The following is a 13,474-nucleotide window of genomic DNA, read 5'->3' as shown; positions in this document are numbered from 1 at the left end:
CCCTGTGGAAGTGGATAGGCACCAGCGTTGTCGGTTGCCGCCGGCATTCAGCACAAGCCGGAACAGTGGAATGGGTTGCAATGTTGAGCGCGTGTTGGAGGAGATTGGCCAATCCCTGCGTCCGATGAGCGAAGCCCCGCGGGACGGGCGAGCGATATTGGCAAAGTCCGCCGCGTCCGCCGCAGGCCTGGTCATCTGCCATTGGGATCCAGCGCCTTTGAAGCTGGCCGGACCGGCCTGGGTGCAAACCCATGACGCCGAGTGCGGCTATCTCGACCGCTATTTCAAAGGTTGGGTCGACCCGGCCCAATTGAAGCTGTGGGACTATGAGACGCTGGCCGACCTGCTCATTGCCTATATCGACGACGCCCACGCGCGGGGAGACACCAAAGCCCTGAAGCTTCTCGATCGCCGCATCACGGGCCGCGAGGTGTCCAATTGATGTCGTGACAATCGGCCCAGGCAATGCCGTCATGGGCCAGCCAGGAGACCAGCCGGGGCACCACCGTCTGGGCGCGCGGGAAAAAATCATGGAACAGAATAAAGCCGCGGCGCCACAGCAGCATCAACGACATCGTGCGTGCTTCGACGTCGTCGGCGGTCAAGCCGTCGTCCCAGTCGTGGGAATCGATGTTCCAGAGGATCAGCCTCAATCCGCGGCTCCTCAGATACGGCCCACTATCGGGCGACCGCTGGCCGTAGGGCGGACGAAACGCGGGCACGTAGCTGTCCGGCAAATTGTCGGCAAGCAGCTTGGAGCTCGAAGCGACGGATTCCTGCCACTGCGGCGATGTGGCGTGGGATTCGTGCACCCAGCCATGCGAGCCGACGCACATACCTGAATAGAGCGTCTTCATCGCCTCATCGGAGGAATCCCGCAGCCGCATTCGAAACGATTTGCCGATCGCGAAGAAGACGGCGTTGATGTTGTTGCGGCGGAGCATATCGAGGGTGCGGTCGGTATTCTCGGCATTCGGCGCTTCCTGCCGCGGTCCTGCCGTCGGGCCATCATCGAACGACAGCAGGAACTGGCGATCGTGCAAATCCCACCCCGTCAGTTCGTTGTCGTTGAAGGTCTCGACCTCGCTGTTGCGGTGAGGGAATACGGCCGCCAGCAGCACGAGCTCGTCCAGATAGGATCGCTGGAACCGGACGGCGTCCTCGAACCACGGCCGGTAGCGCGGTTGAACCAGGGCGCCGGAAAACGCCTCGGCCACACGCCGCAGATTATTCGGATCGATCTCGCCGGGACAAAAGGCCTCATTGGCGACGCACCCGCGCGACGCAAGGACATAATTCGCGGTCAGCAGCTTCCATAATTTATGCCGCAGCCGCTCGACCGAAGCCATGTCGACGGCGTCGACCCCCGGCCGGTTTTTCAACGCGGCTTCGTCCAGCGCATCGCTCTCAGCCAGTTCGCGGGCAAACACCAGGATTTCGGCGCGCGAGGCGCGGTCGAACTCGGCGGGCGAGTTGATGGGATCAGGCCACAACGCGCGATGGGGAATGGTTGCCCCGGACGCACCAGCCGCGGATGGGGTTGCGGCCGCGATGCCCCAAAGAATGGCCGTCAGCACCATCGTTCGGGTCCGGATCGGAATCGCGTCCATCCTTGCCAGCTTGAATCCGTCTTGCGCGCCGTTGCAGCAAGGCGGTCAGAGTAGCGCAGGAAATGCACGGCGCCAATCAAATCCCCGCGCAAATCCCCGCGCCCGCGCGCGGGAACTCGCCGATCAGGTGCCCGCCGGCGCGGTTTTGGGTGCTGCCTTGGCCTTGGGACTGAGCAGCCCGATCACGAATTGCCGGCCGGGAATCTCGACAAAGCGATAGCTCAGCCAGGACAACAGCCAGATCGCGGCGAAGGCCACCAGCATGCAGCAGACATAGGCCGTCAAATTGTTTCCGACATGCCGCGATGAACGCTCGGTGAAAGTCAGGAAGATCGGATGGATCAGGTAAATCGAATAGGAGATGACCCCGAGGTGATAGACCAGCCGGTTGCCGAACAGCAGCTGCGCCACGCGGCCGTCGCGCGACAGGATCGCGATGAATGGGATGAACAGGAAGTAGATCGGCAGATCGTCCGGCGTAAAGATCGCCACTGCCAGCATCGCCGCCAGGATCGCGATTACGAGGATGTCCTGGACGGTGGCGGAAAACCGGTCCAGATGGTGCGCGAAGCGAAAGGTCACGAGGCCAAGGGTGAACCCGACAATGGCGCGCAGCAGCGGCAGCGGCGAGCTGTCCTGCACCACGTCCAGAGGGCCGCTGGCGCCTTGGCCGCTGCGGCTGATCAGATAAATCCCGAGCACGGACAGCGCGGCGCAGGCCAGGCACCAGGGGACACTTTTTTGCAGCGTGTATTTCATCAGCACCGGCGACACCACATACGACCCCAATTCGGCGCTCGAGGCCCATGACACGCCGATCAGCGGATAGATATGAAGCCCCCAGCCCACCAGCATCAGGAGGTTGCCGATGATGTCGAAGGTATGGAAGCGGGCGAAGGTTTCCTCGCCGGTCAGGCCGGCCGCGATCTTCAGCGCGTAAAACGCCGCGATCACGATGTAGGCGGGGTAAAGGCGCGCAAAGCGCTTGATCAGGAACGTCCTGTAGTTGCTCCAGGGGTCGGAAACAAACGCGTCCTTGTAGACATAGCCGATCACAAATCCGCTCAGCATGAAGAACATGTCGACCGGCAGATAGCCGTGCGGCACGGCCCAGACCGTCGCGCTGCCGCTGAGATCGAGACGAAACTTGCCGTAGTGATAGATCACGATGATCACGGCGGCGACCCCTCGCACCCCCGTGAACGATCTGATATCGGCCGCCATTGTTCTTCCTCAAGCCTTTTTTCCGGGATGTACCCACCCGCGTTGAATTCCGCAATTATGAGCGAAGCCGCCCCCGGTCGTCGTGCTCAACTAGCGAGCAAATCGCAGAAATTCCATCAGTAAAATCGGCCTTTCGTGACATTGGCGCGACGAATGTCCGGTATCGGCGCGCCTTCCCCGGGGATCATGCACCATTCGTCGCTGCTGGCCGGAATGTTACGCCCGCGACCGATCGCGTCCGCGATGACCGGTGATCGATAACCAGGTCCGGGGGCCACGCTCGCCACGGATCAGGAATTTTCCGGCGCACGTCAAAAGCCGCCTTGACAGGTCCGGGTGCGCGTTATTGACTAACTAGTTAGTAATGGGACTGGGGTGCGAAGCGTGGTGATGGGGTCGGAGAAGAGGTTCAGGGTCGCGGTGGATATTGGCGGCACCTTCACCGATATCGCGCTGTTGACCGACACCGGTCTGATCCATCAGAGCAAGATTTCATCGACGCCATCAGATCCCAGCATCGCGGTGATCGAAGGTGTGGGGCAACTGCTGGCCGAATTGTCGATTACTCCGGACGCCATCGCTGAAGTGCTGCACGGTACCACCGTGGGTTCGAACACCATCCTGCAGCGCAAGGGCGCGCGGACCGGCCTGATCACCACGCGCGGTTTCCGGGACGTGCTGGAGATCGGGCGAATTCGTATGCCCGACATGTTCGACCTGACCTGGGAAAAGCCGAAGCCGCTGGTGCCGCGGCGGCACCGCCTGGAAGTCTCCGAGCGGATGGCGGCCGATGGCGAAGTGGTCGAGCCTTTGTCCGAAGCCAGCGTGATCAGCGCCGGCAAGGCGCTGGTCGCCGAGGATATCGAAGCCGTCGCCGTCGCCTTCATCAACAGCTATCGCAACCCGGCGCACGAGCTGCAGGCGGAGGCAATCCTGCGCGCCCATTTCCCGCATCTATTGGTCACAACGTCCTGCGCGGTATTGCCGGAAATGAAGGAATATGAGCGCACCAGCACCACGGTGGTGAACGCCTATCTGCTGGCGGCGATGCGCAGCTATCTACAACGGCTGGAATCGGGGCTTCGCTCCATTGGCATCGCCGCACCCATTCTGGTGATGACATCGAATGGCGGCATGCTCGCGGCCAATGTGACCTGTGAAAAGCCGGTGCTGGTGGTGGCTTCCGGCCCCGCCGGCGGCGTGATCGGCGCGGCGCGGCTCGGCGTCGCCCGCAATGACCGCGATGTCATCGTGTTCGACATGGGCGGCACCACCGCCAAGGCCGTCATCATCGAGGACGGCCGTCCCAGCATGACCTCCGAATATGAGTTTCGCGACGGCATCTCGACCTCGAGCCGCTTCATCAAGGCCGGTGGCTACATGCTTAAAGTGCCGGCGATCGATATCGCCGAGGTCGGCGCCGGCGGTGGCTCAATGGCCGGCATCGACAAGGGTGGTCTGCTGATCGTAGGGCCGCAGTCCGCCGGCGCGGTGCCGGGGCCGGCCTGTTACGGCCTCGGCAATGATCGGCCGACCGTGACCGACGCCAATGTGGTGCTGGGTTTTATCAATGCTACCTCACTCGCAGGCGGCAAGCTTCCGATCGACCGTTCGCTGAGCGAGGCCGCGATCCTGGCGCATGTCGGCAATCCCCTGGGTTTGCCGCTGCAGGACGCGGCGCATGGCATCCGCGCCGTCGCCAACGCGGCGATGGCACGCGCGGTCCGCGCGGTTACCGTCGAGCGCGGACGCGATCCCCGCGACCTCACGCTGATGGCGTTCGGCGGCAATGGCGGCGTCCATGCGCCGGATCTGGCGCGGCAATTGGGTATTCCGCGCGTCGTGGTGCCGCCAATGTCGGGCATTTTCAGCGCGCTCGGCATGCTCGCCTCCGACATCGAGCATACCGCGCTCAAGACCGTCAGCCGGCGCCTCGACCGGATGGATGGCGCTGATCTCGCAGCGATCAAGGCCGGGTTGCAGCAGCAAGTCGCCTCCCAGCTCGCGGCCGACGGCTACCGCGCCGAACGTACCGCGTTTCTCTGGGAAGCGGATTTGCGCCATGAGGGGCAGGCGACCGAGCTCACCGTGCCGTTCGAGGGCCAGGACCTTGATCGGGACCTTGATCGGGATTTGGATCAGATCCGCGAGCGCTTCGTCGCCGAGTATTTCAAAACCTACGGCTATCGCGACTCGACCCCGATCGAGCTGATGAAGCTGCGCGTGGCCGGGCGCGGTTTGCGCGACAATCGCCTCGACTTCGGCAACATGAAAATCGCGGCGCGGGCGGGATCTTCGCAAGGCGGTACCCGGGCAATTTCCTTCGCCCGCGGCGAGGCGGCGGTGGCGGTCGAGATCGTGGACCGCAGCGCGGTCGGATCGACGGCGCGCCAGGGTCCGCTGATCATCGAGGAATTCGATGCCACCATCATTGTGCCGCCCGATGCCACCGTGCACAAGGATGCGATCGGCTGCATCGTTCTGGAGTTCGAGGCATGAAGGTCGATCCGATTACGTTTGCGGTGATCAAAAGCGGGCTCGATTCGATCGCCGACGACATGGCCTATACGGTGGTCCGGATCGCGCGCTCCGAGATCGTCAAGGACGTGATGGATTTTTCGGCCGCACTTTGCGCCGGCGACGGCCAGATGGTGGCGCAGGCCAAGACCATCGCCCAGCATCTCGGCGCGATTCCCGAAGCGATGGCGTCGGTGCTGGCGAAATTCGAGGGCGATCTTCGTGAGGGCGACGTCGTCATCATGAACGATCCCTATCATGGTGGCATGCATCTGCCTGATATCTTCATGTTCATGCCGATCTTCTTTGGCGGCGCGCGGCGCGCCTTCGCCGTGGTGATCTGCCATCACACCGATGTCGGTGGTCGGGTGCCGGGTTCGAACGCATCGGATTCAACCGAGATCTACCAGGAAGGCCTGCGGATTCCACCGCTCAAGCTCTACGATCGCGGCGTGCTCAACACCACGTTAGAGGCCCTGATCAAGATCAACGTCCGGGTGCCGGACCGGGTCTGGGGCGATTTGTCAGCCCAGTTCGCCGCCGCGCAGGTCGGCAGGCGCGGGCTTGAAAAGCTGTTGCAGCGCTACGGCGCCGATGAGGTCGATGCCTATATGCAGGAGCTGCTCGACTATGCCGAGCGGCTGACGCGGCAGGAGATCAGGACCTGGCCGAAGGGCACTTATCGCTTCACGGATTACATCGACAGCGACGGATTTTCCGACAAGCCTATTCCGATCAATGTCGCGATCACGGTCAATGGCGACGGTACGCTGCTGGTCGACTACACGGGGTCGTCGCCGCAGGTGAAGGGCGCACTGAATTCGACGCTCAGTTTCACCCATTCGCTGACGTATCTCAGCGTGCGCTGCGTGCTGGCCAAGAACGTGCCGAACAATGTCGGGCTGTTTCGCTGCATCACCGTGAAGGCGCCGGAGGCCTCGGTGCTCAATCCGGTGATGCCGGCGCCTTGCGCGGCGCGCGCGCTCACGGGTTATCGCGTGTTCGACACCATGCTGGGCGCGCTCGCGCAAATCGTTCCCGACAAGGTGCCGGCCGCGGGCGAAGGCGGCAACAGCGTCATCTGCATCAGCGGCTTGCGGCCCAACCGCCAGCCGTTCATCATCGTGGACATGATTTGCGGCGCCTGGGGCGGGCGTCCCGACAAGGATGGGCTTGAGGCCGTCACCAACGCCTCGCAGAATCTGTCCAACATGCCGGTGGAAGTGATGGAAGCCGAGCATCCGGTTCGCATCGAGGACTACTCGTTTGTGCCTGACAGCTGCGGCGCCGGCCAGTATCGCGGCGGGGTCGGCATCCGGCGCAGTTATCGCATTCTGGCGCCGGAGGCGCTGCTTCAGCTGCGCACCGACCGCGTCGCGTTTCAGCCCTATGGCCTCAACGGCGGCGAACCCGGCGGATCGTCGCGGAATTTCATCGAGATCGGCAACGAGCGCAACGCGCTGCCGGGCAAGATCACCACCACGGTTGTTCAGGGTACGCTGATCATTCATGAGCAGGCCGGGGCCGGCGGGTTCGGCAATCCGCTGCTGCGCGACCCCTCGCAGGTGCGCGAAGATTTCATCGACGGCAAGATATCAGCGGCCTTTGCCGAGCAGCATTACGCGGTCCTGTTCGGTCCGCGCGGCGCGCTCGATGTCGAGCGGACCGCGCGGTTACGCTCAACGCGGATGTCCACGCCGGAGCCTTCGGACGCGCGTCATGGAGCTTAGCGTGGGGTCTCGCCCGGCCAAGGTCGTTCGAAATCCGGAAGCGAGCCGCGCCAGGATTCTGGATGCGGCGCGGATCGAATTCGTGTCCTATGGCCTCAGCGGCGGACGCGTCGATCACATCGCCGCGCAGAGCGGTGTCAACAAGAACCTGATCTATCATTATTTCGGCTCCAAGGACGCGCTTTATCTGGCCGTGCTGGAGCGCATCTATGCCGATCTGCGGGCACGGCAGCAGGATCAGGATTTGCGGGGCTTGCCGCCGGTGGAGGGCATGAAGCAACTGGTCAGCAGCACCTTCGACCATTTCGTGGCGACGCCCGATTTGATCCGGCTGATGAGCATCGAGAACATTCATTATGGCGAACATCTGAAGCGGTCCGGTTCGACCAAGTCACTTTACGGCGGGCTGCTCGATACCATCCGTATTCTCCTCAAGCGCGGCCAGCAGCAAGGCGTCTTTCGCGCCAATGTCGATCCGGTTGATCTCTATCTGTCGATTTCGGGGCTGGCTTATTTCTTTCTGTCCAATCAGCATACGCTGTCCTGGCTGCTCGACCGCGATCTTGCGGCGCGCCGGCGTGTGATTAAACGTCGCGCGCATGTTGTCGAGATGGTTCTGAGTTATCTGACGCAGGCTTCGCCGGCCGAAGCTGATGGCGCCGACACAGAGTGATCAAACCGGAGATCGGGATATGAGAAAAATCCTTTTATCGACGCTGATGCTGGCGGGCATGGCCGGCGCCGGCGTTTTGCCGGCCTCGGCGCAAGACAAACTACAAGACAAACTATCGGTGCGGCTCGACTTCTCGCCATGGGGCGTGCAGGCGGCGATGCATCTGGCGCAGAATCAAGGCTGGTTCAAGCAGGCCAATCTCGACGTCGATATCCAGGATGGCCGCGGTTCCGGCAACACCATTCAGCTCGTCAATGCCGGCCAGGCCGATGTCGGTCAGGTCCAGGTCGGGCTGGTCGGCTCGGCGCGCGCCAAGGGCGCGACCATCCGTTCGATCGCGACATTCCAGCATCGCACCGATCTGTGCATCCTGGTCGACAGGGATTCGCCGATGAAAAGCGTCGCCGATTTGCGCGGCAAGACCGTGGTGGTGTTCGCGGCGAGCCCGTGGGCCCCGTTCATCGATGTCTACCTGAAATCCGGTGGCCTCACTCGCGACGACGTCAAGGTCGATGTCGTCGATGCCGCCGCCTTGTTCGGCACTTATATTGCCAAGCGCGCCGATGGCATGATGTCGACCACCGGCTCGGCGCTACCGATCGCGGAAGCGTCGCGGCCGTCGAAATGCTTGCTGGCGTCCGACGCCGGCATCGCCTTTCCGAGCTATGGTCTGGTCGCCCGCGAGGACACCATCGCCAGCAAGGGCGCCGCATTGCATCGGCTGATCGAGGTCGAGCAGCGGGCGTGGCAGCAATTGCGGAAGAATCCGGAGGACGGCGTCAAGGCGATGATCGCCGAGCGGCCCGATGCAAGGCTCGATCCGGTCATCCTGCTCAACCAGATCAAGCTCACGCTGGATTATTTCGATACGCCGGCCACCCAGGGCAAGCCGATCGGCTGGCAGGCGAAAGAAGACTGGGAAGCCGCGCTGAGGTCGATGCAGGCCGCCGGTGTCGTCAATGCCGGCTGGAATGCGGCCGACTACTACACCAACGCGCTTGTGGAGTGACATGAGCCCGCAAGCGTCAGCGCAAGCCTCAATGGATGTCGCGCCCTACGTCGCGATGAACGGCGTCGGCAAAACCTATGCGTCTTCGCGCGGCCCGGTGACCGCGCTGGCCGGCATCGATCTTGAAATCCGGCCGCGTGAATTCGTCAGCGTGGTCGGCCCGTCGGGCTGTGGCAAGAGCACGCTGTTGAAGCTGGTCGCCGGACTGGAGAACGTCTCCTCCGGCCAGGTGGTGGTCGGCGGCAAGCCGCTGGATGGCCCGCCCGATCGGCTGGGCGTGGTGTTTCAGCGCGACGTCCTGCTGGACTGGCGAACGATCCTCGACAATGTTCTGCTGTCGATCGAATTCACCCGCAAGCCGCGCGCCGACGAGCGAGACCGCGCGGTCGCGCTGCTCACCCGATTTGGTCTTGGCGGCTTCGAACATCGCTTTCCCTGGGAGTTGTCCGGCGGCATGCGCCAGCGCGCCTCGATCTGCCGCGCGCTATTGGCCGATCCTGAACTCCTGCTGATGGACGAGCCGTTCGGCGCGCTCGATGCGATGACGCGCGACGATCTCAATGTCGAGCTCGCCCAGATCTGGCAGGACACCCGCAAAACCCTGTTGTTCATCACCCATTCGATCGTGGAGGCGGTGTTCCTGTCCGACCGGGTGGTGATGATGAGCAAGGCGCCGGGCATGATCGTCGACACCATTGCCATCGACCTGCCGCGTCCGCGCCGGCTTGCGGTGCGTGACAGCGCCGAGTTCGCTGCCTATGTGCAGCGGATCCGTCATCATTTTGCCGAGCTTGGGATCGTCAAGGAATGATGCGTCTTTCGAAAAAGTGGCTCGGCGGCGACAACGAGACGCGCGACGTCATCGTGGTGCTGGCAGCCGCGTTGCTGCTGTGGGAAATCGGCGTTCGGCTGTTTCACCCGACGCCCTTGATCCTGCCGGCGCCCTCGGCGATTTTCGCAGCCTTTCTGGAAACGCCCGGCATCTTCCTGCGCAATCTTGGCTTCACCCTCGGCATGACCTGCATCGGCTTCGCGCTCGCCGTCGTGCTCGGCGTGGCGCTCGCGATCGGCATCGTTTATTCGCGGCTTCTGGAGCGGACCATCTACACGCTGCTGGTGGCGCTGAATTCCATCCCCAAGGTGGCGCTGGCGCCGCTGTTCGTGATCTGGATGGGAACGGGACCGGAGCCTAAGATCGCGATCGCGCTGATGCTCGCGATCTTTCCGATTGTGATCGACATGGTGCTCGGGTTGCGGTCGGTCGATCCGGACATGTTGCATCTGGCACAGGTGTCGAAAGCCTCGCCCTGGGCGGTGCTGACCAAGATCCGCTTTCCCTGCGCCTTGCCGAGCCTGTTCGCGGGCATGAAGGTCGCGATTTCGTTTGCGCTGGTCGGCGCCATCGTCGGCGAATTCGTCGCCGGCAGCCGCGGCATTGGTTTCCAGATCCTGGTGGCGCAGGGGCAGTTCGACACCGTTAGGGTGTTCGTGTCGCTATTGCTGCTTGGCCTGGTCGGAACGATCTTGTTCTTTCTGGTCGACTATGCCGAGCGTTTATTGCTGCCGTGGCACGTCTCGCAACGCGCGCGCCACGAACGATCGACCGGGCGCGTATGAAGGGTGCATCGACTTCGCGCGGAACCGCGGCGTTGATCGCCACCGCGGCGCTGTGGGGCAGCAATCACGTGGCCGGGCGTGCGGTACGAGAAACCGTCCCGCTGCCGGCGCTGGTGTTCTGGCGCTGGATACCCGCGGCCGTCATTCTCACCATCATCGCCTGGCCCGCGCTGCGGCAGGCGTGGCCGGCCATCCGTCCCCGGCTCGGCGGGCTGATCGCGGGCGGCACGGTCGGCGTCGGCTTGTTTTCATACTGACTGCTCGGCGGCGCCTATCAGAGTCTCGCGATCGAAGTCGGCTTCATCAATGCGACGACGCCGGTCTGGGTGCTTCTGCTCGGACGCTGGATGGGCGAGGGGCCGCTGACGGCGGCCATGAAATGGGGCGTTGCGCTGGCCTTTGCCGGCACCCTTCTCATCATCAGCAAAGGGCAGCTGCAGACATTGACCCGGTTTCAACTCAGCCTCGGCAATTTGTGGTCGCTGGTGGCGGCGATTTCATTTGCCTGGTTTTCGATCCGCGCGCGCGACTGGACCCGCACCATTGCGCCGTTGCCGCTGATGGTGGTGACGGGATGGTCGGGACTGATCGTCGTGATGCTGCCGGTGTATGTGGTCTGGATCGCCATCGGCGGGCCGTGGTTCGTCTGGAACGACGCCGACGCTGGTTTCGCGCTTGCCGCGGTCGCCTATATGGGATTGGCGCCGACCATGCTCGGCAATCTGTTCTATCTCTACGGGGTTGCCGTCGTCGGCGCCGCGCGTGCGGCGGCGTTCCTCTATCTCAGCCCGCTGTTTTCAGCCGCGTTCTCGATCCTGTGGCTGGGCGAGCAACTGGCGTGGTACCATGTCGGCGGGATCGCGGCGATCTTCGCGGGGCTGCTGATCCTTGGAAAATCCGGTCCGGCGCGGCTGCGCCCGAAGCCGGCATAGTCGGCTTTGCAGCGCCGTGCTGTGTTCGCTGCGCTCGTGCGGCGATTTGAGTTTTCCGTGATCTGACGTAAGGTCGTTCGGGTTTCTTCAGCGTGAAATGGTTGACGTCAGGCTCATGAGTTCCAGCGAAAACACCGAGGCTCCGTGGCGCGTGGGGGTGCTGTTCTCCCAGACCGGGGTGACATCAGCGGTCGAGCAGTCGCAACTGAATGCGACGCTGCTGGCGATCGAGGAGATCAATTCCAGCGGCGGCGTGCTGAATCGGATGATCGAGCCCGTGATCTACGATCCGGCGTCCGACCCCAAGCAGTTTCGCAGCCTGGCCGAGCGTCTGTTGCAGGTCGATCGCATCCGGCTGTTGTTCGGTTGCTACATGTCGAGTACCCGCAAGGCGGTCTTGCCGGTGGTCGAAAGCCATCGCGGCCTGCTGTTCTATCCGACGCTCTATGAGGGTTTTGAATATTCACGGCACTGCATCTACACCGGGGCGGCGCCGAACCAGAATTCGCTGCAGCTCGCGCGGTTTTTGCTCTCGACCTACGGCAATCGCTTTCTGCTGGTCGGCTCGAACTACATCTACCCCTACGAATCCAATCGCCTGATGGCCGATTTCGTGATGCAGGGCCGCGGCGAGATACTGGACGAGATCTATGTTCCGCTCGAGGCGGGCGCGGGGGATTTCGACAAGGTCATCAGCCGGATCAAGAAGACGTCGCCTGATGTCATCTTTTCGACGGTGGTCGGCCGCAGCACCTCGGTGCTCTATGAGGCCTATCGCAATGCCGGCTTCGATCCGGCGAAGATGCCGATCGCGAGCCTGACCACCAGCGAAGCCGAAGTAGCCCAGATGCACCCCGAGGCGGCGGAAGGTCATATCACCGCGGCGCCGTTCTTCGAGACTTCGCCGTCGCGCGCGGCCCGGCGTTTCGTTGAAAGCTTCAAAAGTAAATACGGCCCGGATGCGCCGGTGCCGGCGGCGGCGGAGGCCGCTTATTTCCAGGTGCATCTGGCGATGCGTGCGCTGGCGCGGTCTGGCTCCGACGATCCGGAAGGGGTGCTGAAGGAGCTGCGCGATTCCGAATTCGACGCGCCGCAGGGCAGGGTCCGGATCGATCCGGAAAACAACCACACGTATCTCTGGCCGCGGATCGCGCGTCTCGACAAGTCGGGCCGATTCCAGACGGTGTGGAATCCCGGTGTCCGGATCAAGCCGGACCCCTATTGCGTCGTGCAGAGCCTCGACGACTGGTCGGTCGACGATCTTCACACAGTGAGCCACTGAAGGGGGCGCAGTCGGTGGCGATCCAAATCCTTCGTGATCTTCGTGGCCTGCGCGTCCTGGTCGTTCATCCGCCGGACAATGAGCGCGTGAGACTGGTCGAGCATCTTCGCCGCATCGGCTGCATGGTCGAAACCCAATGGCCGGTGCCGGATTCCTGGACCGGCAGTTCGGACGTGATGCTGCTGGCGGTCGAACATGACGTCCGCGCCGATATTCAGCGGCTCTTGAAATCGACCGATGGCCCGCGGCCGACGCTGATCGCGGTGGTCGGCTACGAAGACCCGTCCACGCTGCAACTGGTGCTGGAGGCCGGCGCGGTCGCCGTCATCGAACGGCCGATCCGCCCGTTTGGTCTGCTCACCAATCTGACCATCGCGCGCAGTATCTGGCTCGAAAAGCGCGAAACCGAAAAGCGCATCCGCAAACTGGAACGCAAGCTGGCCGGCCTGCAGCGAATCCAGAAAGCCAAGTCGATCCTGATGGATGGCCAGGGATTGAGCGAGGTCGAGGCTTACGAAAGCATTCGCCGCCAGGCGATGGCCAAGCGTCTGTCGATGGACGACATGGCCGCCGCGATCATTCATGCAAATGAACTCTTGCAGTACCGCGCAAAAGATGTTTAGTTTTGTGATCGACCGCGTGGAACATTGAAGTTCCTGTCGCAGATTTCGCCGGACCACCAGTGACGTTGGTTCGGCTTGGCTAGGCTAGCCCGAAAGATCCGCAAGGATCTGTCGGGCTTTTTTGTTTTGGCGGTCTTTTGTTTTTGGGCAGCTCGCAAGGAGAGCAACATGCATCACGGCGATATTTCATCCAGCAATGACACGGTCGGCGTTGCCGTCGTGAATTACAAGATGCCGCGGCTGCACACCAAGGCCGA

General features: G+C 62.8%; 14 protein-coding genes. 12 read left to right on the top strand and 2 right to left on the bottom strand.

Annotation, left to right across the window (positions count from 1 at the left end; genetic code table 11):
- Positions 1-157 precede the first annotated feature (157 nt).
- The gene (locus ABR948_RS07745) at positions 158-442 is read left to right on the top strand and encodes a hypothetical protein (protein ID WP_428115410.1); all 285 of its coding nucleotides are present in this window, start codon (positions 158-160) and stop codon (positions 440-442) included.
- On the opposite strand, the gene ABR948_RS07740 is transcribed toward ABR948_RS07745, so the two are convergent.
- Entirely contained in the window at positions 417-1,580 is a 1,164-nt protein-coding gene (locus ABR948_RS07740) for a polysaccharide deacetylase family protein (protein ID WP_428115408.1), read from the bottom strand. The two genes, ABR948_RS07745 and ABR948_RS07740, sit on opposite strands and share 26 nt — an antisense overlap.
- Positions 1,581-1,733: 153 nt before the next feature.
- Positions 1,734-2,834: an acyltransferase family protein gene (locus ABR948_RS07735; RefSeq protein WP_428115405.1), complete on the bottom strand. Its 1,101-nt coding sequence runs from the start codon at positions 2,832-2,834 to the stop codon at positions 1,734-1,736.
- A 390-nt stretch (positions 2,835-3,224) separates the two neighbouring features.
- Here ABR948_RS07735 and ABR948_RS07730 point away from each other — a divergent pair, with 390 nt between their 5' ends.
- The 11 genes from ABR948_RS07730 to ABR948_RS07680 form a co-directional block, all read left to right on the top strand.
- Positions 3,225-5,333, top strand: coding sequence for a hydantoinase/oxoprolinase family protein (locus ABR948_RS07730; protein WP_428115402.1), 2,109 nt, complete (start codon positions 3,225-3,227; stop codon positions 5,331-5,333).
- The gene (locus ABR948_RS07725; RefSeq protein WP_428115399.1) at positions 5,330-7,081 is read left to right on the top strand and encodes a hydantoinase B/oxoprolinase family protein; all 1,752 of its coding nucleotides are present in this window, start codon (positions 5,330-5,332) and stop codon (positions 7,079-7,081) included. Before ABR948_RS07730 ends, ABR948_RS07725 begins: the two co-directional genes overlap by 4 nt.
- A 1-nt stretch (position 7,082) precedes the next feature.
- Positions 7,083-7,754 (top strand): TetR/AcrR family transcriptional regulator, encoded by a 672-nt coding sequence (locus ABR948_RS07720; RefSeq protein ID WP_428115396.1) that lies wholly within the window; start codon positions 7,083-7,085, stop codon positions 7,752-7,754.
- Between the two features lie 19 nt (positions 7,755-7,773).
- The gene (locus ABR948_RS07715) at positions 7,774-8,763 is read left to right on the top strand and encodes an ABC transporter substrate-binding protein (RefSeq protein WP_428115393.1); all 990 of its coding nucleotides are present in this window, start codon (positions 7,774-7,776) and stop codon (positions 8,761-8,763) included.
- A 1-nt stretch (position 8,764) separates the two neighbouring features.
- Positions 8,765-9,574 carry an ABC transporter ATP-binding protein gene (locus ABR948_RS07710; RefSeq protein ID WP_428115391.1) on the top strand — a complete coding sequence of 270 codons (810 nt, stop codon included), beginning with the start codon at positions 8,765-8,767 and terminating at the stop codon, positions 9,572-9,574.
- On the top strand, positions 9,571-10,380 hold the full coding sequence (locus tag ABR948_RS07705) for an ABC transporter permease (RefSeq protein ID WP_428115388.1): 810 nt from the start codon (positions 9,571-9,573) through the stop codon (positions 10,378-10,380). The genes ABR948_RS07710 and ABR948_RS07705 overlap by 4 nt, the downstream gene beginning before the upstream one ends.
- On the top strand, positions 10,377-10,637 hold the full coding sequence (locus ABR948_RS07700) for an EamA family transporter (protein ID WP_428115385.1): 261 nt from the start codon (positions 10,377-10,379) through the stop codon (positions 10,635-10,637). Before ABR948_RS07705 ends, ABR948_RS07700 begins: the two co-directional genes overlap by 4 nt.
- A gap of 69 nt (positions 10,638-10,706) precedes the next feature.
- The gene (locus ABR948_RS07695) at positions 10,707-11,312 is read left to right on the top strand and encodes a DMT family transporter (protein ID WP_428115382.1); all 606 of its coding nucleotides are present in this window, start codon (positions 10,707-10,709) and stop codon (positions 11,310-11,312) included.
- A gap of 115 nt (positions 11,313-11,427) precedes the next feature.
- Complete coding sequence (locus ABR948_RS07690) at positions 11,428-12,594, top strand: transporter substrate-binding domain-containing protein (protein WP_428115380.1); 1,167 nt, start codon at positions 11,428-11,430, stop codon at positions 12,592-12,594.
- 14 nt (positions 12,595-12,608) lie between these two features.
- Positions 12,609-13,217, top strand: coding sequence for an ANTAR domain-containing response regulator (locus ABR948_RS07685; protein ID WP_428115377.1), 609 nt, complete (start codon positions 12,609-12,611; stop codon positions 13,215-13,217).
- 75 nt (positions 13,218-13,292) lie between these two features.
- Positions 13,293-13,474 (top strand): hypothetical protein (locus ABR948_RS07680; RefSeq protein WP_428115465.1); only part of this gene is annotated, 182 nt, incomplete at its 3' end.

Source organism: Bradyrhizobium sp. (assembly GCF_050014615.1).
GTDB lineage: Bacteria > Pseudomonadota > Alphaproteobacteria > Rhizobiales > Xanthobacteraceae > Bradyrhizobium.
Note: the sequence above shows the minus strand (reverse complement) of the source record. Positions and strands in the feature narration are given on the sequence as shown.

Bases quoted from the DNA above. Each gene is read 5' to 3' on its own strand.
- ABR948_RS07725 (WP_428115399.1), top strand. From the start codon at position 5,330: ATGAAGGTCGATCCGATTACGTTTGCGGTGATCAAAAGCGGGCTCGAT.
- ABR948_RS07705 (WP_428115388.1), top strand. From the start codon at position 9,571: ATGATGCGTCTTTCGAAAAAGTGGCTCGGCGGCGACAACGAGACGCGC.
- ABR948_RS07730 (WP_428115402.1), top strand. From the start codon at position 3,225: ATGGGGTCGGAGAAGAGGTTCAGGGTCGCGGTGGATATTGGCGGCACC.
- ABR948_RS07700 (WP_428115385.1), top strand. From the start codon at position 10,377: ATGAAGGGTGCATCGACTTCGCGCGGAACCGCGGCGTTGATCGCCACC.
- ABR948_RS07735 (WP_428115405.1), bottom strand. From the start codon at position 2,834: ATGGCGGCCGATATCAGATCGTTCACGGGGGTGCGAGGGGTCGCCGCC.
- ABR948_RS07710 (WP_428115391.1), top strand. From the start codon at position 8,765: ATGAGCCCGCAAGCGTCAGCGCAAGCCTCAATGGATGTCGCGCCCTAC.
- ABR948_RS07715 (WP_428115393.1), top strand. From the start codon at position 7,774: ATGAGAAAAATCCTTTTATCGACGCTGATGCTGGCGGGCATGGCCGGC.
- ABR948_RS07740 (WP_428115408.1), bottom strand. From the start codon at position 1,580: ATGGTGCTGACGGCCATTCTTTGGGGCATCGCGGCCGCAACCCCATCC.
- ABR948_RS07690 (WP_428115380.1), top strand. From the start codon at position 11,428: ATGAGTTCCAGCGAAAACACCGAGGCTCCGTGGCGCGTGGGGGTGCTG.